This is a genomic window from Pseudomonas sp. DC3200b2 (assembly GCF_049895785.1).
Classification (GTDB): domain Bacteria; phylum Pseudomonadota; class Gammaproteobacteria; order Pseudomonadales; family Pseudomonadaceae; genus Aquipseudomonas; species Aquipseudomonas massiliensis.
The window spans coordinates 142,443-166,316 of sequence record NZ_JAFCTA010000002.1 but is presented as its reverse complement, the minus strand read 5'-3'; the positions used below and the strand labels follow the sequence as shown (position 1 = coordinate 166,316).

General features: G+C 62.4%; 22 protein-coding genes. 3 read left to right on the top strand and 19 right to left on the bottom strand.

Features of this window, described 5'->3' with window-relative positions:
• The first annotated feature begins 33 nt into the window (after window positions 1–33).
• Both zapE and ACP691_RS06500 read left to right on the top strand, forming a co-directional pair.
• Window positions 34–1,131, top strand: coding sequence for a cell division protein ZapE (gene zapE / locus ACP691_RS06505; RefSeq protein WP_426198742.1), 1,098 nt, complete (start codon window positions 34–36; stop codon window positions 1,129–1,131).
• Window positions 1,128–2,405 carry a leucine-rich repeat-containing protein kinase family protein gene (locus tag ACP691_RS06500; protein WP_426198740.1) on the top strand — a complete coding sequence of 426 codons (1,278 nt, stop codon included), beginning with the start codon at window positions 1,128–1,130 and terminating at the stop codon, window positions 2,403–2,405. The genes zapE and ACP691_RS06500 overlap by 4 nt, the downstream gene beginning before the upstream one ends.
• Before the next feature lie 51 nt (window positions 2,406–2,456).
• On the opposite strand, the gene ACP691_RS06495 is transcribed toward ACP691_RS06500, so the two are convergent.
• From ACP691_RS06495 to sdhC, 10 genes are all read right to left on the bottom strand, one after another.
• Window positions 2,457–3,164 carry a YebC/PmpR family DNA-binding transcriptional regulator gene (locus ACP691_RS06495; RefSeq protein WP_426198739.1) on the bottom strand — a complete coding sequence of 236 codons (708 nt, stop codon included), beginning with the start codon at window positions 3,162–3,164 and terminating at the stop codon, window positions 2,457–2,459.
• 129 nt (window positions 3,165–3,293) lie between these two features.
• Window positions 3,294–4,175 (bottom strand): succinate--CoA ligase subunit alpha, encoded by an 882-nt coding sequence (sucD, locus tag ACP691_RS06490; RefSeq protein ID WP_040262774.1) that lies wholly within the window; start codon window positions 4,173–4,175, stop codon window positions 3,294–3,296.
• Window positions 4,175–5,341 carry an ADP-forming succinate--CoA ligase subunit beta gene (sucC, locus tag ACP691_RS06485; RefSeq protein ID WP_426198737.1) on the bottom strand — a complete coding sequence of 389 codons (1,167 nt, stop codon included), beginning with the start codon at window positions 5,339–5,341 and terminating at the stop codon, window positions 4,175–4,177. Before sucC ends, sucD begins: the two co-directional genes overlap by 1 nt.
• A gap of 179 nt (window positions 5,342–5,520) precedes the next feature.
• On the bottom strand, window positions 5,521–6,957 hold the full coding sequence (gene lpdA, locus ACP691_RS06480; protein WP_040262771.1) for a dihydrolipoyl dehydrogenase: 1,437 nt from the start codon (window positions 6,955–6,957) through the stop codon (window positions 5,521–5,523).
• Window positions 6,958–7,074: 117 nt separating this feature from the next.
• Window positions 7,075–8,298, bottom strand: coding sequence for a 2-oxoglutarate dehydrogenase complex dihydrolipoyllysine-residue succinyltransferase (odhB, locus tag ACP691_RS06475; RefSeq protein WP_426198736.1), 1,224 nt, complete (start codon window positions 8,296–8,298; stop codon window positions 7,075–7,077).
• Window positions 8,299–8,321: 23 nt separating this feature from the next.
• Entirely contained in the window at window positions 8,322–11,168 is a 2,847-nt protein-coding gene (locus tag ACP691_RS06470) for a 2-oxoglutarate dehydrogenase E1 component (protein WP_426198734.1), read from the bottom strand.
• Window positions 11,169–11,411: 243 nt separating this feature from the next.
• Window positions 11,412–12,116, bottom strand: coding sequence for a succinate dehydrogenase iron-sulfur subunit (locus ACP691_RS06465; RefSeq protein WP_426198732.1), 705 nt, complete (start codon window positions 12,114–12,116; stop codon window positions 11,412–11,414).
• A 14-nt stretch (window positions 12,117–12,130) separates the two neighbouring features.
• Window positions 12,131–13,903 carry a succinate dehydrogenase flavoprotein subunit gene (sdhA, locus tag ACP691_RS06460; RefSeq protein ID WP_040262764.1) on the bottom strand — a complete coding sequence of 591 codons (1,773 nt, stop codon included), beginning with the start codon at window positions 13,901–13,903 and terminating at the stop codon, window positions 12,131–12,133.
• A gap of 3 nt (window positions 13,904–13,906) precedes the next feature.
• Window positions 13,907–14,275, bottom strand: coding sequence for a succinate dehydrogenase, hydrophobic membrane anchor protein (gene sdhD / locus ACP691_RS06455; RefSeq protein ID WP_040262762.1), 369 nt, complete (start codon window positions 14,273–14,275; stop codon window positions 13,907–13,909).
• The gene (sdhC, locus tag ACP691_RS06450) at window positions 14,269–14,655 is read right to left on the bottom strand and encodes a succinate dehydrogenase, cytochrome b556 subunit (protein WP_187375337.1); all 387 of its coding nucleotides are present in this window, start codon (window positions 14,653–14,655) and stop codon (window positions 14,269–14,271) included. The genes sdhD and sdhC overlap by 7 nt, the downstream gene beginning before the upstream one ends.
• A gap of 351 nt (window positions 14,656–15,006) precedes the next feature.
• On the opposite strand from sdhC, the gene gltA reads away from it, so the two are divergent.
• Window positions 15,007–16,293, top strand: coding sequence for a citrate synthase (gene gltA / locus ACP691_RS06445; RefSeq protein WP_426198730.1), 1,287 nt, complete (start codon window positions 15,007–15,009; stop codon window positions 16,291–16,293).
• Between the two features lie 61 nt (window positions 16,294–16,354).
• Here the strand turns inward: gltA and ACP691_RS06440 are convergent, their stop codons facing one another.
• From ACP691_RS06440 to ACP691_RS06400, 9 genes are all read right to left on the bottom strand, one after another.
• Window positions 16,355–16,960: an START domain-containing protein gene (locus ACP691_RS06440; protein ID WP_426198728.1), complete on the bottom strand. Its 606-nt coding sequence runs from the start codon at window positions 16,958–16,960 to the stop codon at window positions 16,355–16,357.
• A 16-nt stretch (window positions 16,961–16,976) separates the two neighbouring features.
• Complete coding sequence (locus ACP691_RS06435; protein WP_426199622.1) at window positions 16,977–17,249, bottom strand: YkgJ family cysteine cluster protein; 273 nt, start codon at window positions 17,247–17,249, stop codon at window positions 16,977–16,979.
• 93 nt (window positions 17,250–17,342) lie between these two features.
• A complete protein-coding gene (locus ACP691_RS06430; protein ID WP_426198725.1) occupies window positions 17,343–17,924 on the bottom strand; it encodes a translation initiation factor 2 in 582 nt (193 codons plus the stop codon).
• 84 nt (window positions 17,925–18,008) lie between these two features.
• On the bottom strand, window positions 18,009–19,454 hold the full coding sequence (locus ACP691_RS06425) for a PLP-dependent aminotransferase family protein (RefSeq protein WP_426198723.1): 1,446 nt from the start codon (window positions 19,452–19,454) through the stop codon (window positions 18,009–18,011).
• 106 nt (window positions 19,455–19,560) lie between these two features.
• Window positions 19,561–20,376 carry an OmpA family protein gene (locus ACP691_RS06420; protein ID WP_426198722.1) on the bottom strand — a complete coding sequence of 272 codons (816 nt, stop codon included), beginning with the start codon at window positions 20,374–20,376 and terminating at the stop codon, window positions 19,561–19,563.
• Window positions 20,373–20,732, bottom strand: a complete 360-nt coding sequence (locus ACP691_RS06415) for a DUF4398 domain-containing protein (RefSeq protein ID WP_426198720.1) — start codon at window positions 20,730–20,732, stop codon at window positions 20,373–20,375. Before ACP691_RS06415 ends, ACP691_RS06420 begins: the two co-directional genes overlap by 4 nt.
• 1 nt (window position 20,733) lies before the next feature.
• The gene (locus ACP691_RS06410) at window positions 20,734–21,546 is read right to left on the bottom strand and encodes a substrate-binding periplasmic protein (RefSeq protein WP_426198718.1); all 813 of its coding nucleotides are present in this window, start codon (window positions 21,544–21,546) and stop codon (window positions 20,734–20,736) included.
• 135 nt (window positions 21,547–21,681) lie between these two features.
• Window positions 21,682–22,611 carry an electron transfer flavoprotein subunit alpha/FixB family protein gene (locus tag ACP691_RS06405; protein ID WP_426198716.1) on the bottom strand — a complete coding sequence of 310 codons (930 nt, stop codon included), beginning with the start codon at window positions 22,609–22,611 and terminating at the stop codon, window positions 21,682–21,684.
• Entirely contained in the window at window positions 22,611–23,360 is a 750-nt protein-coding gene (locus ACP691_RS06400) for an electron transfer flavoprotein subunit beta/FixA family protein (protein ID WP_426198713.1), read from the bottom strand. Before ACP691_RS06400 ends, ACP691_RS06405 begins: the two co-directional genes overlap by 1 nt.
• Window positions 23,361–23,874: the final 514 nt, after the last annotated feature.

Here is a 23,874-nt window from a genome sequence, read left to right as displayed (position 1 = left end):
TGGAGGCCCCAACAGCTTCAATGGGACCTTCCCTTGGTTTCGAAACGCTCCTGGTTTTCCTTCGGCGGCGGGAATGCCGATTCCCCGGCCCGCAACAGCGCAGCCGCCGAAGCGGTCAGGCATTACTTCGATGAACGCGCCGCACAGCAGGGCTATACTCTCGGCCAGAGCCAGCGTCAGGTCATCGACCGGCTGGCGGCCCGCGTCTCCCTGCTCGTGGAGCCACAGGCTCGCTTCAATGGCCGGCATAGCCTTTATCTGCATGGCAAGGTGGGCCGCGGCAAAAGCTGGCTCCTGGATCGCTTCTTCGAGGCAGTCCCGTTGGATGGCAAGCGCAGGTTGCATTTTCACGGGTTCTTTGCGGATCTCCACGCGGGCATGTTCCGCCATCAAGGAAAGGACGACGCCCTGGAGCGCACCCTGGACGTGCTGCTCAGCGATTGCCGTCTGCTGTGCTTCGACGAATTCCACGTTCACGACATCGGCGATGCCATGCTCATACGGCGACTCTTCTCAGCGCTGTTCGCCCGTGACGTGCTACTGGTGGTTACTTCCAATTACGCCCCGGCGCAACTGCTGCCCAACCCCCTCTACCATGAACGATTCCTGCCAGTAATCCGCTTGATCGAAGCGCAAATGGAGGTCCTGGAGGTCGGAGGCGAGCAGGACTACCGTCGCTTGCCGGGCTCGGGTAGCGCGCAGCGTTTCGTAACCGGAAGCTATCGTGTGAGCGCCAGCGCGCAGGAACGTCGGGAACTTGGGGTCGTCCCAGGCGAAGGCGTTTCACTGAAGGTGGGTAATCGTCAGCTCACGGCACGCAGCTGGCATGAGCGACGTGTCATCTTCACCTTCGCTGAGCTCTGCGAGGCGCCCACCGCGGTCATGGATTATCTTTTGCTTTGCGAGCGTTTCGATGAATGGGTGGTCGCCGACCTGCCCCTACTGGCGGAGTGCTCGATTGCCGTGCAGCAACGCTTTATCAATCTGGTGGACGTACTCTACGACCGGGACAAGCGGCTGATCCTGCTTAGCGAACATCCGCTCGAGCAAGCACTGGCCGCCTCGGCGGTGGACCTGATGCGCAGTCAGAGCCGTCTGAGCCAGCTCCGCCAGAGCGAGGGGCGGCCATGACGACCCTTGACCAGCTACGCGCAGGCGCCCTGGCTGGCGCCACTCGCCTGGATCTGCAGGCTGACTTGAAAGAAGTCCCTCCTGAGGTGTACGGGCTGGCCGATACGCTGGAGGTGCTCAATCTGAACGGTAACCAGCTCACCCATTTGCCCGCGGACCTGCCGCGACTGAAGCGACTGAAAGTGCTGTTCTGCTCCAATAATCCGTTCACTGAGCTGCCCGAAGTGCTTGGGCAGTGCCCGGCGCTGGAGATGGTAGGCTTCAAGGCCTGTGCCATCGGCCAGGTCCCTGCCGCGTCGCTGCCGCCTGCATTGCGCTGGCTGATATTGACCGACAACCGCATCCAGACACTGCCTGAGGTTTTCGACGGCTTGCCCAGGTTGCAAAAGCTCATGCTCGCGGGCAATTGCCTCACCGGTTTGCCGGCAAGCCTGGCCCATTGCGGTGCCTTGGAGCTGATACGAATCGCCTGCAATGATCTGGTCGAGCTGCCTGGCTGGCTGCTGCGCCTGCCCCGGCTCGCCTGGCTCGCATTCGCGGGAAATCCAGGTTTCGCTGAGCATGGAAGGCGGGCTCGTCCCGCCATGGCCTGGAAGACCTTCAGGGTTGGCCGGCCATTAGGCGAAGGGGCATCCGGAATCGTCTACGAAGCCTGGTCGGCCACTAACGAAGCTGTAGCGCTCAAATGCTATCGGGCCGGGAGGACCAGTGACGGCACACCGACCGATGAGATCGCCGCCAGCCTGCAGGCCGGCCAACATTCCAACCTGATAGCGGCCCACGCGGAGCTCACCGGACATCCAGAAGGATTACCGGGGCTTGTCATGGAGAGAATAGGTAACGGCTATCGCACCCTGGCCGCGCCGCCAAGCCTGGAGACCTGCACACGCGACTGCTACCCTGGCGACCGCTGGTTCACACACGAACAGGCCAGCACGCTGCTTTCAGGCATTGCCAGCGCTGCCGCCCATCTGCATCGGCGGGGCATCAGCCATGGCGACCTGTACGCCCATAATGTGCTGGTCGACAGCAGTGGCCACGGCCTGCTCGGAGACTTCGGCGCGGCCAGCCGTTACACAAGCGAGGATCAGGATCAGGCCAGGGCCCTGGAAGCCATCGAAGCGCGTGCCCTGGGCATCATGCTTGAAGAAATATCACTGCGCTGCGCCCAACCGGCAGAACACTGGGCCAGCCTCGCCAAGGTCTGTCAGCAACCGGATACCCTGGCGCGCCCAGCCCTTGAAGAAGTGCGGGCGCGTCTGCTCAGTGATTAGGCAGCAGGTAAAGGAACAGGGTGCGGCCACCTCGGCGCCGGGCCGCGGGCGTCATTCGGTTTTAAGACCCACATAGACGTTTTGCACGTCGTCATGACCGTCAATGGCGTCCAGGAAGGCTTCCACTTCAGCAAGTGCCGCCTCGTCGGTCACCGCGACCGGGTTCTTGGCCACGTAGCCGATCTTGGCTGACAGCACCGTGAATCCGTGCTCGGGAAGCGTCTTCTGCACCGCGTCCAGGTCAGTAATCTCGGTGAAGAACAGGGTAGCCCCCTCCTCCGCCGCCTCGAAATCCTGCGCGCCCGCTTCGATGGCGGCCAGCTCCGGATCGGCATCGGCCTCGGCCGGCGCGGCTTCGATCATGCCGCAATGGTTGAAGTCCCAGGACACCGAGCCCTCGGCGCCCAGCTGACCCTTGCGAAACAGTACCCGGATCTCGGCGACGGTGCGGTTCACGTTGTCAGTCAGGCACTCCACGATCAGGGGCACCCGATGCGGGGCAAAGCCTTCATATTTCACCAGGGTGTACTGCACCACATCGCCACTGAGACCAGCGCCCTTGTTGATGGCGCGTTCCAGGGTATCGCGAGGCATGGACGCCTTCTTCGCCTGCTCGACGGCCAGGCGCAGCCGGGGGTTCATGTCCGGGTCCGCTCCGGCGCGAGCGGCGATCTGAAGTTCCTTGGCCAGCTTGCCGAAAATACGCCCCTTGGCGTTGGCCGCTGCCTCTTTGTGTTTAGCTTTCCACTGTGCGCCCATGGCTACTCTCATTCTTGATGTTTCTGACGTCGGCCTCAGCGACCGCCGCGGTGTGGCAAGTCTATACGATTGCAAAGGCCGAAAAAAACAAAGGCCACCCGAAGGTGGCCTTTGCAGGAAGGGAGCCGCTTACTTCACAGCCCAACCGGTCAGCTCGGCCAGGGCCTTGCCGATGTCCGCCAGGGAGCGAACGGTCTTCACGCCAGCGTCCTGCAGGGCGGCGAACTTCTCGTCCGCGGTGCCCTTGCCGCCGGAAATGATGGCGCCCGCATGGCCCATGCGCTTGCCGGGAGGCGCGGTCACGCCAGCGATGTAGGACACCACGGGTTTGGTGACGTTGGCCTTGATGAAGGCAGCCGCTTCTTCTTCAGCCGAACCGCCGATCTCACCGATCATCACGATCGCTTCGGTCTTCGGGTCTTCCTGGAACAGCTTCAGGATGTCGATGAAGGTCGAGCCCGGGATCGGGTCACCGCCGATGCCCACGCAGGTGGACTGGCCGAAGCCGGCGTCGGTAGTCTGCTTGACCGCTTCGTAGGTCAGAGTGCCGGAGCGGGAAACGATACCGACCTTGCCAGGCAGGTGAATGTGGCCTGGCATGATGCCGATCTTGCATTCGCCTGGGGTGATGACGCCCGGGCAGTTCGGGCCGATCAGGCGCACGCCCAGCTCGTCACACTTGACCTTGGCGTCCAGCATGTCGAGGGTAGGGATACCTTCGGTGATGCAGACGATCAGCTTGATGCCACCGAAGGCGGCTTCCAGGATCGAGTCCTTGCAGAATGGCGCTGGAACGTAGATGACCGAAGCCTCTGCGCCGGTCGCTTCCACGGCTTCCTTGACGGTGTTGAACACCGGCAGGTTCAGGTGGGTGGTGCCGCCCTTGCCTGGGGTCACGCCGCCGACCATCTTGGTGCCGTAGGCGATGGCCTGCTCGGAGTGGAAGGTACCCTGGGAGCCAGTGAAGCCCTGGCAGATGACTTTGGTATCTTTATTGATCAGGACGCTCATTACTTGCCCTCCGCGGCTTTGACGACTTGTTGAGCAGCGTCGGTCAGGCTGGTAGCCGCGATGATGTTCAAACCACTTTCTGCGAGAACCTTGGCACCCAGCTCGGCATTGTTGCCTTCCAGGCGAACCACTACAGGCACCTTCACACCGACTTCCTTCACCGCGCCGATGATGCCTTCGGCAATCATGTCGCAACGAACGATGCCACCGAAGATGTTCACCAGAACAGCCTGGACATTGGAGTCGGACAGGATGATCTTGAAGGCCTCGGTCACACGCTCCTTGGTGGCGCCACCGCCCACGTCAAGGAAGTTCGCAGGCTTGCCGCCGTGCAGGTTGACGATGTCCATGGTGCCCATGGCCAGGCCGGCGCCGTTGACCATGCAGCCGATGTTGCCTTCGAGGGCAACGTAGTTCAGTTCGAACTTGGCGGCATGGGCTTCGCGCGGATCGTCCTGGGACGGGTCGTGGAAGGTTTTCAGCTTGGGCTGACGGTACATGGCGTTGGCGTCGATGTTGATCTTCGCGTCCAGGCAGTGCAGGTCGCCGTCGGCCTTGATCACCAGCGGGTTGACTTCGAGCAGGGCCAGGTCATGGTCCTGGAACAGCTTGGCCAGACCGGTGAAGATCTTGGCGAACTGGGCGACCTGCTTGCCTTCCAGACCAAGCTGGAATGCCAGATCACGGCCCTGGAAAGGCTGCGCGCCGACCAGCGGGTCGATGGTCGCCTTGAGGATTTTCTCCGGGGTATCGTGAGCGATTTTCTCGATGTCCACGCCACCCTCGGTGGAGGCCATGAACACGATACGACGGCTGGAGCGATCGACGACGGCGCCCAGGTACAGTTCCTTGGCGATGTCCGTGCAGGACTCCACCAGGATCTTGGTGACCGGCTGGCCATTGGCATCAGTTTGATAAGTGACCAGGCGCTTGCCCAGCCATTGAGCGGCGAAAGCCTTGGCATCTTCGCGGCTCTTGACCAGCTTCACACCGCCAGCCTTGCCACGGCCACCAGCGTGGACCTGTGCCTTGACGACCCACTCGGAGCCACCGATCTTGTCGCAGGCTTGCGCCGCTTCCTCGGGGGTGTCCACCGCGAAGCCCTTGGATACCGGCAGGCCGTATTCAGCGAACAGCTGCTTACCCTGATACTCGTGAAGGTTCATGCTTTTTACCGTCTTCGTTAGGTACTGCGCTCTCGGCGCTGCGCTCATGTGAGTGCCGCGCCACCTGTGACTGCAACCCGCGACCACCCAAGGGGCGGCGCTGCGGGCTTGAGTCCGACCTGCGTTCCGCGGTGAGCCCGAAGGACCCACGACGGGCGGCATGTCGTGGTTTCTTGTTGTTAACGCTTCTTGCGGTTGGCGATGTGAATGGCGCCGCCATTGACCGCCAGGGCCGCTTCATGCAGCGCCTCGGACAGGGTCGGGTGCGAGAACACCATCATGCCCAGGTCTTCGGCGCTGGTGCCGAACTCCATGCCGATGGCGCCCTGTTGTACCAGCTCCGCAGCGCTTGGGCCGATTACATGCACGCCCAGGACACGGTCGGTCTTGGCGTCGGCGATGACCTTGACGAAACCGCCGGTGTCATTGGCCGCCATGGCCCGGCCGCTGGCCGCGAACGGGAAGGAGCCGACGTTCACTTCCACGCCTTCGGCCTTGAGGGCCTGCTCGGTCTTGCCTACCCACGCGATTTCCGGGTGAGTGTAGATCACCGATGGAATCAGGTCGTAGCTCATGGTGGCCTTGTGGCCCTTGATGCGCTCGACGACCATGATGCCCTCTTCCGACGCCTTGTGCGCCAGCATCAGGCCGCGCACCACGTCGCCGATGGCATAGACACCCGGCACGCTGGTGGCGCAGTAGTCATCAACGAAGATGAAGCCGCGCTCGTCGATGTCCACGCCGCTGTCGGTGGCCAGCAGGTCGGTGGTGACCGGGCGACGGCCGACCGCGACTATGAGCTTGTCGAAGACGATTTTCTGTTCGCCATTGGCGTCGGTGAAGGTAACCTCGACTTCCTCGCCATTGACCTTGGAGCCGGTGACGCGCGCGCCCAGGCGAATGTTCAGGCCCTGCTTGGTGAGGGTCTTGTAGGCTTCCTTGGAGACCGCTTCGTCAGCAGCGGGCAGGAACTTGTCCAGCGCTTCGAGCACGGTGACTTCAGCGCCCAGGCGCGACCATACCGAACCCAGCTCCAGCCCGATCACGCCAGCGCCGATGACACCCAGGCGCTTGGGCACGCTCTGGAATTCCAGCGCGCCGGTGGAATCGACGATGACCTTCTGGTCGACCGGGGCAGGCGGAATGTCGATCGGACGGGAGCCCGACGCCAGGATCACGTTCTCGGCCTCGACCACTTCGACGTTGCCGTCCTTGCCGGTCACTTCCACTTTCTTGCCGGCCAGCAGCTTGCCATGGCCTTCGAGCAGGGTGACGCCGTTGGCCTTGAACAGGGTGGCGACGCCGGAGGTGAGGTTTTTCACGATCTGGGACTTGCGGCCCACCATCGCTGGAACATCCATGGTGACCCCAGCGTGGTTGATGCCGTGAGCCTTGAAACCTTCCTCGGCTTCGTGGAATTTCCACGAGCTGTCCAGCAGGGCCTTGGAGGGAATGCAACCTACGTTCAGGCAGGTACCGCCCAGGGCAGTCTTGCCTTCCTTGTCCTGGTACTTCTCGATGCAGGCGGTTTTCAGGCCAAGCTGGGCTGCCTTGATGGCAGCGACGTAGCCGCCAGGGCCGGCACCGATCACAACGACGTCGAATTTCTGGGTCATAAGAATTCCTTAGCTACAAGCTGCAAGCTTCAAGTCGATCCGGGCGAGCCGGACGGCCGATGGCATTCACCGCCGCCGTCCAGCTTGCCGCTTGCCGCTGATGGCTTGAAGCCGGGGTTAAATGTCGAGGAGCAGACGAGCCGGGTCTTCCAGCAGGTTCTTGATGGTGACCAGGAAGGTTACCGCTTCCTTGCCATCGATCAAGCGGTGGTCATAGGACAACGCCAGGTACATCATCGGGCGGATCACCACCTGGCCGTTGATGGCCATGGGACGCTGGATGATGTTGTGCATGCCAAGGATAGCGGCTTGCGGCGGGTTGACGATAGGTGTCGACATCATCGAACCGAATGTCCCGCCGTTGGTGATGGTGAAGGTGCCGCCGGTCATCTCTTCGATGGACAGCTTGCCGTCGCGGGCCTTCTTGCCGAAGGTGGCGATGCCGTTCTCGATCTCGGCCAGGCTCATCTGCTCGGCGTTGCGCAGCACGGGCACCACCAGGCCACGGTCGCTGGACACTGCCACGCCGATATCGGCGTAGCCGTGGTAGACGATGTCCGAACCGTCGATGGAGGCGTTCACCGCCGGGAAGCGCTTGAGGGCTTCGGTGGCGGCCTTGACGAAGAAGGACATGAAGCCCAGGCGCACACCGTTGTGGGTCTTCTCGAACAGGTCCTTGTACTTCGAGCGCAGTGCCATGACTTCGGTCATGTCCACTTCGTTGAAGGTGGTAAGCATCGCCATGTTGGACTGGGCTTCGACCAGGCGCTCGGCGACCTTGGCACGCAGGCGGGTCATCGGTACACGCTTCTCGACCCGATCACCGACCGCGGTCACAGGAGCCACCGCGGCGGCCGGCTTGGCGGCAGGCGCCTGGGCTGGTGCGTTCTTCTTCGCCTCGACGGCGGCGACCACATCTTCCTTGGTGATACGACCGTCTTTACCGGTGCCCTTGATGCTGCTCAGGGCAATGCCGTTCTCTTCGGCCAGCTTGCGCGCGGCCGGGCCGCCCATGGCGTCTTCATCGGCGCTGGCAGGCGCGGCGGCGGCCGCGGCCACGGTGGCGGCGGCGGTAGCAGGCGCAGCGGCAGGCGCGGCGGCGCCACCGGCTTCGATGGAGCCAAGCAGCTCGTCGGAAAGCACGGTATCGCCTTCGTTCTTGACGATCGCGCCCAATACGCCATCGGCGGTGGCGAGAACTTCCAGCACGACCTTGTCGGTTTCGATGTCGACGATCAGCTCGTCACGCTTGACGGCGTCGCCCGGCTTCTTGTGCCAGGTAGCCACGGTACCGTCGGCAACCGATTCCGGGAAAGTAGGGGCTTTGATCTCGATAGCCATTATCAGTGGTTCCTTAATTCGGTTCAGTGCGCGTTGGCGTTGACAGTGAAAGCGTCCTGGAGCAGCTTTTCCTGCTGCTCGGCGTGCATCGAGGCGTAGCCCACGGCGGGCGCGGCCGAGGCATCACGGCCGGCGTATTCTACCGTCAGCGACCGGTTGTGGTTGCCAATGACACGGCGCATATGGTGCTGGCTGCTGTACCAGGCGCCCTGGTTCATGGGCTCTTCCTGGCACCAGACGACGGTTTGCAGGCTGGTGTAGGGTGCCAGCATCTCCGCCAGGTCGGTGTCCGGGAACGGATAGAGCTGCTCCAGGCGGATGATGATGGTGTCTTCACGACCTTCGGCGCGGCGTTTTTCCAGCAGGTCGTAGTACACCTTGCCGCTGCAGAGGATAAGGCGGGTCACCTTGGCCGGGTCGAGGCTGTCGATTTCCGGAATGACCGTCTGGAAGGAGCCTTCGGCCAGGTCCTCAAGGGTGGACACCGCCAGCTTGTGACGCAGCAACGACTTGGGCGTGAGCACTATCAGCGGCTTGCGCAGCGGACGGATGACCTGACGGCGCAGCAGGTGGTAGATCTGGGCCGGCGTGGTCGGCACGCATACCTGGATGTTGTGCTCGGCGCACAGCTGCAGGTAGCGCTCAAGGCGCGCGGAAGAGTGTTCCGGCCCCTGCCCTTCGTAACCGTGTGGCAGCAGCATGGTCAGCCCGCACAGCCGGCCCCACTTGTGCTCGCCGCTGGTAATGAACTGGTCGATCACTACCTGGGCGCCGTTGGCGAAGTCACCGAACTGAGCTTCCCAGATCACCAGGGAGTTTGGCGAAGTGGTGGCGTAGCCGTACTCGAAGGCCAGCACGGCCTCCTCGGAGAGGAAGGAGTCGTAGAGTTCGAAGCTCGGCTGGCCAGCGAACAGATGGCGCATCGGCACATAGGTGCTGGCGTCCTTCTGATTGTGCAGCACGGCATGGCGGTGCGAGAAGGTACCGCGTCCGATGTCCTGGCCGGTCATGCGAACCGGATGGCCTTCGAACAACAGCGTAGCGTAGGCCATGGTCTCGGCATAACCCCAGTTGATGGGGAGGCCGCCGGCCTGCATCTTCTGGCGATCTTCATAGATCTTGGCCACCTGGCGCTGAACGACGAAGCCTTCGGGTACTTCAAGCAGCTTGGCGGAGAGTTCCTGCAAGGTCTTGAGGTCGAAGCGGGTGTCGTGACGGGCGGTCCAGGCATGGCCCAGGTAGGGACGCCAGTCCACGAAGAGTTCCTTGTTGGGCTCCTTGACCAGGCTCTTGACCACGTGCAGACCGTTGTCCAGTGCGCTGCGGTATTCATCTACCTGCGCCTGGGCGATCTCGGGGGTCAGCGCGTTGGCTTGCGCCAGGCGCTCGGCGTAAAGCTCGCGAGTGGTGCTCTGCTTGGCGATCTGCTGATACATCAGCGGCTGGGTGCCGCTCGGCTCGTCGGCTTCGTTGTGGCCCCGGCGGCGGTAGCAGACCAGGTCGATCACCACGTCACGCTTGTACTGCATGCGATAGTCGATGGCCAGCTGTGTCACGAACAGCACCGCCTCGGGGTCGTCGCCGTTCACATGCAGGATAGGCGCCTGGATCATCTTGGCAACATCGGTGCAGTACTCGGTGGAACGAGCGTCACGAGCGTTGCTGATGGTGAAGCCGACCTGGTTGTTGATCACGATGTGCACCGTGCCGCCGGTCTTGAAACCGCGGGTCTGGGACATCTGGAAGGTCTCCAGGACAACGCCCTGGCCGGCGAAGGCCGCGTCGCCATGAATGGAAACCGGAACGACCTTGTCGCCGTTGGCATCGTTGCGGCGATCCTGACGGGCGCGCACGGAACCTTCGACCACCGGGGATACGATCTCGAGGTGGGAAGGGTTGAAGGCCAGCGCCAGGTGCACTTCGCCGCCGGGCGTCATCACGTTGCTGGAGAAGCCCTGGTGGTATTTCACGTCCCCGGAGCCGAGCTCGACCTTCTTCTTGCCCTCGAATTCGTCGAACAGATCCCGCGGGTTCTTGCCGAAGGTATTGACCAGCACGTTAAGGCGACCACGGTGGGCCATGCCGATGACGACTTCCTTGGCGCCGTAGGAACCGGAGCGCTGGATGATTTCGTCGAGCATCGGGATGAGGCTTTCGCCACCTTCGAGGCCGAAGCGCTTGGTGCCTGGGTACTTGGTGCCCAGGTACTTCTCCAGGCCTTCGGCCGCGGTGACGCGCTCGAGCACATGGCTCTGCACTTCCGGCGAATACACGGGACGACCACGAACGCTTTCGAGGCGCTGCTGGAACCAGGCGCGCTGCTCGGAATCGACGATGTGGGTGAACTCCGCGCCGATGGTGCGGCAATATGTCAGCTGTAAGGCTTCCTGGATTTCGCGTAGGCTCGCTTCTTCCTTGCCGATGAACAGGTCGCCGGTACGGAAGGTCGTATCAAGATCGGCATTGGTCAAGCCGTAATGATTGATCGACAGGTCTGCCGGAGCGGGCCGTTGCCACAAGCCCAGCGGGTCCAGCTGGGCCGCCTGGTGGCCCTGCATCCGGTACGCATGGATCATGCGCAGCACTTCAACCTGCTTCTTCTCGTGCTCACTGCTCACGCTACCGGCGGAAACCGGTTGGGCGCGGCGCTGGTTCTTCGCCAGCAGGACGAAATGATCGCGGACGGTAGAGTGCGAAACATCGGGGGCGGTGCTGCCTTCGGCGGGCAACTTCTGGAAGTAGGTGCGCCACTCTTCTGGCACAGCGTTAGGGTCGTGCAGGTAAAGCTCATAGAGCTCTTCCACGTAGGCAGCGTTTCCACCTGACAGGTAGCCGCTGTCCCACATGCGCTGCATCACGCTTTCTTGCATGCTTGGTCACCCTCGGTTAGGGGCCACCACCTGCGCGAGCCACGGCGGGCCTGAACAAGTCCGGTGCAGCGACTCGAACACGGCCACCAAGGGTCTCGCAGGTAGTCCGGGTACCAGCCCGGATGCCCCTGCTGGTCTCATTTCTTCAAAGTAAGGGCGGCGACCGGCGAGGTCGACGCCCGAGTTCTCGCCGTGGCCGAGCTGGCGGGCCTGACCACGGGGTGCTGCGGTGCAACGGATGAATCAGGTACCGCTTTGCAGCAGCATGTTACGCACGTGCCCGATGGCCTTGGTAGGGTTCAGACCCTTGGGGCAAACGTTCACGCAGTTCATGATTCCGCGGCAACGGAAGACACTGAAGGGGTCGTCCATGGCTGCCAGGCGTTCGCTGGTGCGGGTATCGCGGCTGTCCGCCAGGAAGCGGTAGGCCTGCAACAGCGCGGCGGGGCCCAGGAACTTGTCCGGGTTCCACCAGAACGAGGGGCAGGACGTCGAGCAGCAGGCGCACAGGATGCACTCGTACAGGCCGTCCAGCTTTTCCCGGTCTTCCGGAGTCTGCAAGCGCTCGATGGCAGGCGCAGGGGTATCGTTCTGTAGGAAAGGCTTCACCTTCTCGTACTGCTTATAGAAGATGCTCATATCCACCACCAGGTCACGAATGACCGGCAGGCCCGGCAGTGGGCGCAGCACCAGCTTGTTGCCCTTGACCACGGACGACAGCGGCGTGATGCAGGCAAGGCCGTTCTTGCCATTGATGTTCATGCCGTCGGAGCCACAGACCCCCTCGCGGCAGGAGCGACGGTAGGAGAAGCCTTCGTCCTGTTCCTTGATCAACGCGAGGACGTCCAGCACCATGAGGTCCTTGCCGCCGGTATCGACCTGGAAATCGACCATCCTGGGCGCGGCATCCTGGTCCGGGTTGTAACGATAAACACTGACTTGCAACATAGCGGTCATCACCCTTAGTAGGTCCGGACTTTAGGTTCGAAAGCCGGCACGGTTTTCGGCGCGAAGTTCACGGCACGCTTGGCGACGCGCTTTTCACCCGGGAAATACAGGGTGTGGCACAGCCAGTTTTCGTCGTCACGGTCTTCGTAGTCTTCGCGGGCATGGGCACCGCGCGACTCCTTGCGCTCCTCGGCCGCGATCGCGGTGGCCTCGGCGACTTCCAGCAGGTTCTGCAACTCCAGCGCCTCGATGCGGGCGGTGTTGAAACCCTGGCTCTTGTCGTTGATCTTCACATTGGCGATTCGTTCACGCAGGCTCGCCAGCTGGGCAATACCCTTTTGCATGTATTCGCCGGTACGGAACACACCGAAGTAGTTCTGCATGCAGCTTTGCAGCTCGCGCCGCAGAGTGGCCACGTCTTCACCGGTGGTGCGCTCGTTCAGGCCGCTCAGACGGGCCAGGGCCACGTCCACATCGGTGGAGCTGGCATTGCGGTATTCGATGCCGTCGCTGAGGGCCTTCTCCAGGTGCAGGCCCGCGGCGCGCCCGAAGACGACCAGGTCCAGCAGGGAGTTGCCGCCCAGGCGGTTGGCGCCATGGACCGAGACGCAGGCGACCTCGCCCACTGCGAACAGGCCAGGGATGATGACATCCTTGCCTTCGCCGTCCTGGGTGATGGCCTGCCCGTGAATGTTGGTGGCCACGCCGCCCATCATATAGTGGCAGGTAGGCACCACTGGTACCGGGGCAACCACCGGGTCCACGTGAGCGAAGGTCTTGGACAGCTCGCAGATACCTGGCAGGCGGCTGTGCAGCACTTCCTCGCCGAGGTGGTCCAGCTTGAGCAGCACGTGATCGCCATTCGGACCACAGCCGTTGCCGGCGATGATTTCCTTGACCATGGAGCGGGCCACGACATCGCGACCGGCCAGGTCCTTGGCGTTGGGCGCATAACGCTCCATGAAGCGCTCGCCATGCTTGTTGATCAGGTAGCCCCCTTCACCACGGCAACCTTCGGTTACCAGTACGCCGGCGCCAGCGATGCCGGTCGGGTGGAACTGCCACATCTCGATGTCCTGGACCGGCACACCCGCGCGCAGCGCCATGCCCACGCCATCACCGGTATTGATCAGGGCATTGGTGGTGGACGCATAGATGCGGCCCGCGCCGCCGGTAGCCAGGACGGTGGCCTTGGAGCGGATGTATACGGTTTCGCCGGTTTCGATGCAGATGGCGATCACCCCGACGAAGGCGCCGTCCTGGTTCTTCACCAGGTCCACGGCGTACCACTCGTTGAGGAACGTAGTGCCGGCCTTGAGGTTGCCCTGGTAGAGGGTGTGCAACAGGGCGTGACCGGTACGGTCGGAAGCGGCGCAGGTACGCGCGGCCTGGCCACCCTTGCCGAAGTCCTTGGACTGGCCACCGAACGGACGCTGATAGATGCGCCCGGTTTCCGTGCGGGAGAAAGGCAGGCCCATGTGGTCCAGCTCGAAGACCGCGGCCGGGCCTTCCTGACACATGTATTCGATCGCGTCCTGGTCACCGATGTAGTCCGACCCCTTGACGGTGTCGTACATGTGCCAGCGCCAGTCGTCGTTCGGGTCGGCCGAGGCGATGGCGCAGGTGATGCCCCCCTGGGCGGATACGGTGTGCGAACGGGTCGGGAAAACCTTGGTCACCACGGCGGTCTTGTGGCCGCCCTGGGCCAGTTGCAGCGCGGCGCGCATGCCGGCGCCACCACCACCGATGATGATGGCGTCGTAATTCAGCGTACGGATGTTGGACATGGATCAAATACCCCAGAGAATCTGCACACCCCAGACGAAGTAGGCGAACATTGCGACGCCACATACCGCCTGGAACAGGAAACGCACGACAGTGGCCGACTTGCCCAGCGCCATGGGCGTGAGGTAGTCGGTGGAAATGGTCCACATGCCGACCCAGGCGTGGGCGCTCAGGGCGACCAGCGACAACAGGCTGAAGATGCGCATCCAGTTATTGGAGAACAGAGCGTGCCACTGGGCGTAGTCGAGCCCCGGGTGAGCCACCAGGTATCCAATCAGGAAAATGAAATATACCGCGAGAACGACAGCTGAAACCCGCTGCGCCATCCAGTCGTAGAGGCCCGAACGGGACAGGTTAGTGACGTTGGTTACCATATCCAGACTCCCGCCAGAACGATCAACACTACGGAAACGACGATGACGATCTTGGAGCCGAGCTTGCCGCCTTCCAGCGTTTCGCCGACACCGGTGTCCATGATCAGGTGACGCACGCCGGCCACCAGATGATAAAGCAGCGCGGAGAGCAGGCCCCACATCACGAGCTTGGCCAGCGGACTGGTCAGATACGCCTTCACCTCGCCGAAGCCTTCCTCGGACCCCAGGGACTTGCCCAGCGCGTAGAGCGCCACGGCGATGCCGAGGAACAGGATGACACCGGAAATGCGATGGAGAATGGACGTGTAAGCAGTGACGGGGAGTTTGATGGTCCTTAGGTCTAGGTTTACAGGTCGTTGGCTATTCACGGCTTTTTTCACACTGAAGAGCCCCCAGCTAGCAGGGCAAAGTTGTAGGGAAGTGTACTGGTCAGGTACCCACCACCCAGGGAGTGACGACGACAGTGGAACGGGCTCGAAAGCCCCTGGCGGTCGGACGCCGAGTATAGACAGTTAGGATACTAATGACAACGTAAAGGACTGTTCCGCAATCCGCGTTGCAGCGCATTTCGAAAAGGCGTAGATGGTGTAAAAAAACTACATTTTCGGGCAGGCGAGGCGCCCACCCCAGGGCGGTTCGGCAAATTGACTTTGAGATTTATCACACTATAGTGGTGCGGGCCCTGCGTGGGGGGTCTGTCTGATGATTTGAAGCATTAATAGGAGGCCACAATGGCTGACAAAAAAGCGCAGTTGATCATCGAGGGCGCAGCCCCCGTCGAGCTGCCGATTTTAACCGGCACCGTTGGTCCCGAAGTTATCGACGTGCGCACCCTGACCGCGTCGGGCCGCTTCACCTTCGACCCGGGCTTCATGTCCACCGCCTCGTGCGAATCGAAGATCACCTACATCGACGGCGACAAGGGCATCCTTCTCCACCGCGGATATCCCATCGAGCAGTTGGCCGAAAAGTCGGACTACCTGGAAACCTGCTACCTGCTGCTCAACGGCGAACTTCCGAACGCCGAGCAGAAGGCGCAATTCGTAGGCACCGTGAAGAATCACACCATGGTGCACGAGCAGCTCAAGACGTTCTTCAACGGCTTCCGCCGCGACGCGCACCCCATGGCGATCATGTGCGGCGTGGTCGGCGCGCTGTCCGCGTTCTACCACGATTCACTGGACATCAAGAACCCGCAGCACCGCGAGATTTCGGCGATCCGCCTGATCGCCAAGATGCCGACCCTGGCGGCCATGGTGTACAAGTATTCCATGGGCCAGCCCATGATGTATCCGCGCAACGATCTGTCGTACGCGGAGAACTTCCTGCACATGATGTTCAACACACCGTGCGAGATCAAACCGATCAGCCCGGTATTGGCCCGCGCGATGGACCGGATCTTCATTCTGCACGCGGATCACGAACAGAATGCCTCCACTTCCACCGTGCGCCTGGCCGGCTCTTCCGGGGCCAATCCCTTCGCCTGTATCGCGGCCGGCATCGCCGCGCTATGGGGCCCCGCCCATGGCGGCGCGAACGAAGCGGTACTGTCGATGCTCGATGAAATCGGCGATGTTTCCAATATCGACAAGTACATCGCGAAGGCCAAGGACAAAGACGATCCGTTCAAACTCATGGGCTTCGGCCATCGGGTTTACAAGAACTTCGACCCGCGCGCTACCGTGATGAAGCAAACTTGTGACGAAGTTCTGGCCGAACTTGGCATCAAGAATGATCCGCAGTTGGAACTGGCCATGCGCCTGGATGAAATTGCACGTAACGATCCTTACTTCAAAGAACGCAATCTCTATCCGAACGTGGACTTCTATTCGGGTATCATCCTGAAAGCCATCGGCATTCCAACCAGCATGTTCACGGTAATCTTCGCCCTCGCCCGTACGGTCGGCTGGATTTCCCACTGGAAGGAAATGCTCTCGAGCCCTTACAAGATCGGCCGCCCACGCCAGCTGTATACCGGCGAAACCCAGCGCGACGTGAAGGACCTCGAAACTCGCTAGGCCGGATTGTGCCAACTGAAAAAGCCGCCCCAAGGGCGGCTTTTTCTGGCCTGCCGAACGCTCAACGCTGCTCGGCGAGCGCCTTCAGGCTTTTAAGCGTGTTGAAAGGCGCGTCCACGACGAACTTGTTGGCGACCCAGGAAGGCACGCTGCCCCCAGGCTCGGTATGCACCTGATAGGTGACCTGGGTAGCATTCGGCCCCTTGGGCTCGAGCTTCCAGTAGCCTTCGACCTGCGCGACTCGCACAAAACCCTTTTCCTCCGGCAGATAGCCAGGCACCCCCTTGAGCTGGCGGGTGATGGAACCGTCCGCCCCTTCGCTGCTGGTCACTTCCAGCACCGAGTCGCGGGGCGTCACCGGCCACGGCGTATTGAACTGGGTGTAGGTCCAGCTCTTCGCCCCGTCATGCTTGAGCAGCTTCTGCGACTTGCATTCATGGATCCAGGCGCAGGCGCCACTGGCGTCTTCCTGCAAGCCGCGCACCTTGGCCAATGGAGCATTGATGGTGACTACCCCTTTGTAGGTCTTGTAGTCGGACCCGGGCTGCGCGCTCAGGGAAACGGTGATGCCGTCCGCCTGCTTGGCCACCTGCCAATCCTCGGCGACGGCAATGCCACTGAGCCAGGGAAGCGCGCACACTGTGATCACTCGATACATCGCTCTCATAGGTTTTCCTTCTTGTTTACGAGACGCTCGAAGCCCCAGCCACGGTTTCGTGCTCCAGCCATGCCAGGGTCGCCAGCGCCTGGGCCGTGTCCGTGCCGCAGACCTCAGGATCAGCGCTGAATGCACTGCACACCGGCGGCCGTTCAGGCTGGCCGAATATCCTGCAGCGGTTGTTGCCATCGAGCTGTACACAGCGCTCTCCGGCGCGCTTGCCCTGCGGCATGCCCGGAATGGGGGACGAGATCGATGGAGCGATGCAGCAGGCACCACAGCCGGCACGGCACAACATGGGCAGTACGACTCCGTAGAGGGCGATAGGGTGAGGCACGACGATGTTAACCGGGTAAACGCGCGTTTGAAACCGCTGTTCGCCGTATGCGGCCTATTGCTTGAACTTGAAGTCCAAGGCCGCGCCATCGACCTCCCGCCGACTGTCGTTACGTAACTGCAAATCCATTTCGTTGGTAAGTAGCCGACCATTGAGTTCGAAGGGCTCCCCTTCGACCTTGGGCGCGAACAACGAGGGCAATAACGGCTTGCCGTCGACAGCCGCTGGAGCCGCGGAGATAGGGACGCGCTCGGGCTTTCCAGGAGGCTGCAACTGCTTGACCATGTCCTTCGGCAGGCTGAGGTCGAGCTTCGCGGCGGGAATATCCGTGGCGATGACTTCGGCTTTTTTCCGCGACTTGCTTTTGGCGGCGACTTTTCCCGCAGTTGCCTTGCCTCGATTGCTGGCAATGCTCTTGGGCGCCTTGCCTTTGCCAGGCTGGGCCTTTGTGGTAGCAGGCTTTTTGGCGGAGCCTGGCTTGGCAGGATCAGCCGACAAGGCCTCGGGGGCAGCTACCGCCTTGCCCAGTCCAAACCCTTCGGGCGCGTCGACCGCAGGCGCCGCCATGGCCAGGGCCGCCACCGGCAGCACCGAGGCGAACATGAGGAGGGAAGCGAGGCGCGTGAGCCGATTCATGGAATGACCACCTAGCAACGGACAAGGGGCATGCTCGCTCTCACCCGCGACCTTGGCAAGGGCTGCATCGTGATATTGGACTGATCAATACCAGGCGCCGTTCCCGCTTTCCTCGCACAATTGCGTAGCCAGGACGCCAAGGGTCACCAATGCCCGCTCGGACTCGCGGTTCCACGGGATGCCGCAGTTCAGACGGATGCAATGATTGAACTGCTCGGTATTACTGAAGATCAGCCCCGGTGCAATGCTGATCCCCTGCTCCAGGGCGCGTACATGCAACTGCTGGGTGTCGACGCGGCCTGGCAGGCTCACCCAGAGGATGAACCCGCCCAAAGGGCGCGTCATCTGGGTTCCGGTGGGAAAATACTGCTGCACGGCCAACTGGTAGGCCGTGAGGTTCTTGCGATATTCCTGGCGAATGTGACGCAGATGGCGGTCATAGCCGCCATTTTCCAGGTAGCTGGCAATGGCCATCTGGGTCACGCTGCACGCCGAATGAGTACTGAAGGTCTGCAGTCGCTGGATCTCGGCCTGATGCTTGCCCGCAATCATCCAACCGATGCGCACGCCCGGCGACAGGGTCTTGGAAAAGCTGGAGCAGTAGATGACATGCCCCAGCCGGTCATAGGCTTTCAACGCCTTGTGGCGCCCCTGGTCGAACATCAGCTCGCCGTGGATATCGTCTTCGACGATCTGTATGTTGAAATCCGCCGCCAAGCGCAGCAGCTGCTTCTGTCGCTCCTCGGGAACAATACCTCCCAGCGGGTTGCTCAGACGCGAGGTCATCATCAGTGCCTTGATCGACCATTGGTTTGCGGCCAATTGCAAGGCCTCCAGGCTGATTCCCGCGGTGGGATCACTGGGAATCTCGATAACCTTCAGCCCTAGAAGGTCGGCCAGTTGCAGCAGTCCGTAATAGGTAGGCGATTCGGCGGCGATGAGGTCGCCCGGTCGCGTCACCGTCCGCAATGCCATCTGCAACGCATCGACGCATCCATGGGTGATCACAAGGTCTGCAGGGTCCACCACCACCCCCGCGTCCCGCATGCGAATAGCGATCTGCCGGCGAAGGGGCTCGTAGCCCGGGCTGAACATATAGCTGAAGGCCCTTGGGCTCTGAAACCGGGTTACCTTGGCGATCTGCTGGTGCAACGCGCGCACCGGCAGATACTCCACATGAGGTACGGCCGCCCCCAGGGCGAAAACGCCATCACGCCTGGACTCATCGAGCACCTGCTGGATGATGCTGCTGCGAGTGACCAGGCCGGGGCGTTCGACCCGGGCGATATCAGGTGTCGGGGCCGTCAGCGCGGGGGTCTGATGAACATAGTAGCCCGACTGCGGCCGCGCCCGGATCAGCCCCTGGTCCTCGAGATTGGCGTAGGCTTGCAGCACCGTGGCATGGCTTACATTGAGCTGAGCGCTCATCTTCCGCACTGAAGGTACCCGCTCTCCCGGCTGGTACACACCCTTGCGGATGTCTTCGGCCAGTTGTCGGGCGATGCGCTGATAGAGAAGAAGGTTGGTCATGGCGCCGCAGAACACCTGAGCACGATACAGTTGCAACTGTATGGGAACAGGACGCGAATTGCCAGAGGCCGCTCGCGCGGCCACTTGCATACCCCCGGCCGGACGGTCAGCGCTGCTGACCCAGTACACCCTGGCGGTCGGAGATCACCACTTCCACCCGGCGGTTCAGCGCCCTGCCCCGCTCCGTGGCATTGGCCTCGACCGGGTATTGATCGCCATAACCCAGCACCTGGATGCGGCTCTCCCGCACGCCCAGGTCGACCAGCATGTCGGCGACCGCTTGTGCACGGTCCCGTGACAGTTTCAGGTTTTCATCCGCCGAGCCCGTGCTGTCCGTATAGCCCTCGATGCGCACAGCCCGGCGAGGATTCATCTGCAGAAACTGCACCAGCTTGAGCAAGGTACGGTTGGCCGAGGGCTTCAGGTCCGCCTCGCCGGTGTCGAACAACACGTCGCCCAAGGTCAGGACCAGACCGCGATCAGCGTCGGTCGTGGTCAGCGCCAGCAGTTGATCCTCCAGCCACTGGCCCTGGCGCTGGACGCTCATCAGTTTCGATTCGCGCAAGGCCAGTTGGAGCCGTTCCCGCTCCAACTCCTGATGCTGCCGTCGTTCCTGATTATCCGCCGCCTCGCTATGGGCAAGGGCTATGTCACTGTAGCGACTGCTCAGATACGCGTAGTGGCGCACGTCGCTTTCACTTCCCCAGTAGCCAGCGAGCCGCTCGGCGCGCGCCAGCGATTCGCCGGCGCGAATCACGTCTCGCGGCGCATGCCGCAGTACTTCGGTGTTATCGCGCACTGCCTGAAAACGGGTGTTGGCCTGGGCAAGCGCTTCATCCGCGTCATGGGTGGCGCACCCGGCCACGGTACCGGCCAGGCCCAGGATCAGGCAGCTGGCGGCCCGCCATGGCTTGAGGCTCATTGAACGTCCCCCAGTTGCTTGTGCAGGCGCTGGATGCGGGCATTGACCTGGGCCAACTGTTCGCGACTCTTGCGGCTCAGTTCGTTGGCTTCGGCCAGTCGCGCATCCAGCTCCGCCTGCTCCAGCGCCATGCGCGCCGCCTTGTTACGCTGGCCCGCCAATTCAGCCCGCGCCCGGGCAGCCTTCGCCAGGGCTTCGGAAAGTGGCGCGCTGTCATCGGCGGCGCCCACCGCGCGCGCCTGTTCGATGGCTTGCTCGGTCAGCCGCAGTTGCTCATCCGGCACCGGGTCCGAGGCACAGCCGGCCAACGCCAGCGCAAGCCCCAGGGAGTAAAGTCGTTTGTTCACACTGCTCATCCTATGGTTTCGCCGTTGCGCCCGCCGCTTGTTGCTGTAGTTTCCAGCGTTCGGCGTTGCGCTGCAGGATCGCCTGGATCCCGCCGGAGGCGGCCAATTCTGTCATTTTTTTTGCCAGCTGTCCGCGCAGCCAGCCGTCGTTGCAGGCAGAGTCCTGGGCGATCGCCAGGTAGATGCCAGGCCGGTCGAGGGAGACCTCCCTGGGAACGAGCTGTCCGGTGAGCCCCAGCGCCTCGACCGCGGCGGCACCCGCGTAGCGAGGCGCGATGGCGTATTGCGCCTCACCCTGGGCAAGGCGCCGCAGCGCTTGGGAGAGCGATTCGGCGACCGTCAGCTCGAGATGAGTGGCCGCGAAAGCCTGGAAAGCCGGTGTCAGGCGAGCCTTGCTGGATACGATGCCCTGAGCGCCGGCAAGGTCGGCAAGGCTGCCATACGCGAGGTTGGCGCCCTGGCGAACCCAGGGCACGTACTCATTGTAGGCCAAGGGCGGATAGACGTAGTCCAGGCGCGTCAGGTCTTGCTCATTGAGTACGGCATCGGCCAGCAGGTCCACACGGCCGCTACGCGCTTCCTCCAGCGCCTGGGAGCGCCTGCCGGTATAGAGCACGTCGATTTTCACGCCCAGTTCGCCACTCACTTGCGAGAGGATATCGATACTGGCGCCGATCAGGCGGCCAGGCTCGGCCGGATCACGCCAGGCAAAGGGTGGCGCGTCCGGGCTGGCCGTGGCGACCAGTCGCTCGCAGCTGCCTCCGGCAAAGGCCAGAGAAGGGAGCAAGGCCAGGCAGGCCAGGGAGAGGGCGGTCCAAGACATAGCGTCATCCGGGCAGCTAAAGCCCGGCAGTGTAGCGTCAAGGGATGGGCCAAGGAAACGATACCCCATCGGGGATGGCCAGGTCACACAGACGGAAAACCCGGGCAAGCCCGGGTTTCTGGGTTCGCCGCGGAATCAGACCAGCTGTTCGAACTGGGGAATGATCTCGAACAGGTCGCCCACAAGGCCGTAATCCGCCACTTGGAAGATAGGCGCCTCTTCATCCTTGTTGATGGCCACGATGACCTTCGAGTCCTTCATGCCGGCCAGATGCTGGATGGCCCCCGAGATACCCACGGCAATGTACAGTTGAGGCGCGACTATCTTGCCGGTCTGGCCTACCTGCATGTCGTTGGGCACGAACCCGGCATCCACCGCGGCGCGGGATGCGCCTACGGCGGCGCCAAGCTTGTCCGCCAGGGCGTAGAGATGCTTGAAGTTGTCACCGTTCTGCATGCCGCGGCCGCCAGAGACCACGATCTTGGCCGCCGTCAGCTCGGGACGGTCCGACTTTGCCAGCTCTTCGCTCACGAAAGCCGAAACGCCAGCGTTCTTTACTTCGCCGACAGCTTCGACCGAGGCCGCGCCACCTTCGGAGGCGACCGGGTCGAACCCGGTGGCGCGCACGGTGATGACCTTCACAGCCGCGCTGGACTGCACGGTGGCGATCGCGTTACCCGCGTAGATAGGCCGCTTGAAAGTATCGGCGCTTTCCACGGCGATGATCTCGGAGATCTGATCAACGTCCAGCAAGGCGGCGACCCGCGGCAGGAAGTTCTTGCCGTTGGTAGTGGCCGGGGCGAGCACATGGCTATAGCCCGACGCCAGCGAAACGATCAGTGGAGCGACGTTTTCCGGCAGCTGATGGGCATAGGCAGCGTCATCGGCGACCAGCACCTTGGCAACGCCCGCCACCTTGGCGGCCGCCTGGGCGACCGCGTCGATCCCTTGCCCCGCGACCAGGACGTGAATGTCGCCGCCAATCTTCTGCGCGGCCGCCACGGTGTTCAGGGTAGCGCCCGCCAGTGCGCCGTTCTCGTGTTCAGCGATAACCAGGATAGCCATCAGATTACCTTCGCCTCGTTCTTCAGTTTTTCGACCAGCTCGGCGACCGACTTGACCTTCACCCCAGCGCTGCGGGTGGCCGGTGCCTCGACCTTGAGGGTCTTGGTGGTGGACGTGAGGGAAATGCCCAGGTCCTGGGCCTTGACCACCTCCAGCGGCTTTTTCTTGGCCTTCATGATATTGGGCAGCGACGCGTAGCGCGGTTCGTTCAGGCGCAGGTCGGTGGTGACGATGGCCGGCAGGTTCAGCGCGACCGTCTGCAGGCCGCCGTCGATCTCCCGGGTGACGTTGACCTTGTCCCCGCTCAGCTCGACCTTCGAGGCGAAGGTGCCCTGGGCGTAGCCGGTCAGCGCGGCGAGCATCTGGCCGGTCTGGTTGTTGTCGCTGTCGATGGCCTGCTTGCCAAGAATCACCAGCTGCGGCTGTTCCTTGTCCACGACGGTCTTGAGGGCCTTGGCGATGGCCAGGGAATTGAGCTCTTCGCCGGCTTCGATGAGCACGGCGCGATCGGCGCCGAGCGCCAGGGCGGTCCGCAGCTGTTCCTGGGCGGTAGCGGGGCCCACCGTGACCACGACGATCTCGCTGGCGACGCCCTTTTCCTTGAGACGGACGGCTTCCTCGACGGCGATTTCGCAGAACGGGTTCATGGACATCTTGACGTTGGCAAGATCGACCCCGGAGTTGTCCGGCTTGACCCGGACCTTGACGTTGTAATCGACCACTCGTTTGACAGCTACAAGAACCTTCATGGATTCCTCGTTACTCTCCGGTGAATAGAATGTCGCAGGGCGGGCCTTGCGATCGCTCATGGCGCGGTCTGCCGCTGACCAGGAAGCTTCGTGGGAAAACTGGCCGTGCCCGACGCCGCGATGCCTTTCGACCAGCAGCGTAGCAGGCTTGCGAGGCCTTGATCGCCCGCCCCGGGCCTGGGCCCGGAAGTCGCCACAGGGCGCGAAGCCAGCCGCCGCGAACGACAGCCGGCATGAAACCGCTCGTATCTTGACCGTATCGAAAAACCCGGTCAATACGCGGAACCCGCCGGTCACGCCGTTGCGCAAGGCGTATTTACAGGCCTGGAGCGAATTCAAACAAACGTTTGATTTGGACCGGTCCAATGGTGTAGATATAATGCGCCACCCGCGGTAAAGGGCCGCTTGAGCCCACTGCCCCGAGTCTGCCGCGTGGTGCTCGTGCATCATCGCTACAGGCGTGGCCAGCGCGCCAACCTGCCCATTAGAAGAAACCGTACCCGCCTGTGTTAGG

Coding starts and splice junctions, on each gene's coding strand:
- ACP691_RS06500 (WP_426198740.1), top strand. CDS start 1,128: ATGACGACCCTTGACCAGCTACGCGCAGGCGCCCTGGCTGGCGCCACT.
- ACP691_RS06495 (WP_426198739.1), bottom strand. CDS start 3,164: ATGGGCGCACAGTGGAAAGCTAAACACAAAGAGGCAGCGGCCAACGCC.
- sucD (WP_040262774.1), bottom strand. CDS start 4,175: ATGAGCGTCCTGATCAATAAAGATACCAAAGTCATCTGCCAGGGCTTC.
- sucC (WP_426198737.1), bottom strand. CDS start 5,341: ATGAACCTTCACGAGTATCAGGGTAAGCAGCTGTTCGCTGAATACGGC.
- lpdA (WP_040262771.1), bottom strand. CDS start 6,957: ATGACCCAGAAATTCGACGTCGTTGTGATCGGTGCCGGCCCTGGCGGC.
- odhB (WP_426198736.1), bottom strand. CDS start 8,298: ATGGCTATCGAGATCAAAGCCCCTACTTTCCCGGAATCGGTTGCCGAC.
- ACP691_RS06470 (WP_426198734.1), bottom strand. CDS start 11,168: ATGCAAGAAAGCGTGATGCAGCGCATGTGGGACAGCGGCTACCTGTCA.
- ACP691_RS06465 (WP_426198732.1), bottom strand. CDS start 12,116: ATGTTGCAAGTCAGTGTTTATCGTTACAACCCGGACCAGGATGCCGCG.
- sdhA (WP_040262764.1), bottom strand. CDS start 13,903: ATGTCCAACATCCGTACGCTGAATTACGACGCCATCATCATCGGTGGT.
- sdhD (WP_040262762.1), bottom strand. CDS start 14,275: ATGGTAACCAACGTCACTAACCTGTCCCGTTCGGGCCTCTACGACTGG.
- gltA (WP_426198730.1), top strand. CDS start 15,007: ATGGCTGACAAAAAAGCGCAGTTGATCATCGAGGGCGCAGCCCCCGTC.
- ACP691_RS06440 (WP_426198728.1), bottom strand. CDS start 16,960: ATGAGAGCGATGTATCGAGTGATCACAGTGTGCGCGCTTCCCTGGCTC.
- ACP691_RS06435 (WP_426199622.1), bottom strand. CDS start 17,249: ATGTTGTGCCGTGCCGGCTGTGGTGCCTGCTGCATCGCTCCATCGATC.
- ACP691_RS06430 (WP_426198725.1), bottom strand. CDS start 17,924: ATGAATCGGCTCACGCGCCTCGCTTCCCTCCTCATGTTCGCCTCGGTG.
- ACP691_RS06425 (WP_426198723.1), bottom strand. CDS start 19,454: ATGACCAACCTTCTTCTCTATCAGCGCATCGCCCGACAACTGGCCGAA.
- ACP691_RS06420 (WP_426198722.1), bottom strand. CDS start 20,376: ATGAGCCTCAAGCCATGGCGGGCCGCCAGCTGCCTGATCCTGGGCCTG.
- ACP691_RS06415 (WP_426198720.1), bottom strand. CDS start 20,732: ATGAGCAGTGTGAACAAACGACTTTACTCCCTGGGGCTTGCGCTGGCG.
- ACP691_RS06410 (WP_426198718.1), bottom strand. CDS start 21,546: ATGTCTTGGACCGCCCTCTCCCTGGCCTGCCTGGCCTTGCTCCCTTCT.
- ACP691_RS06405 (WP_426198716.1), bottom strand. CDS start 22,611: ATGGCTATCCTGGTTATCGCTGAACACGAGAACGGCGCACTGGCGGGC.
- ACP691_RS06400 (WP_426198713.1), bottom strand. CDS start 23,360: ATGAAGGTTCTTGTAGCTGTCAAACGAGTGGTCGATTACAACGTCAAG.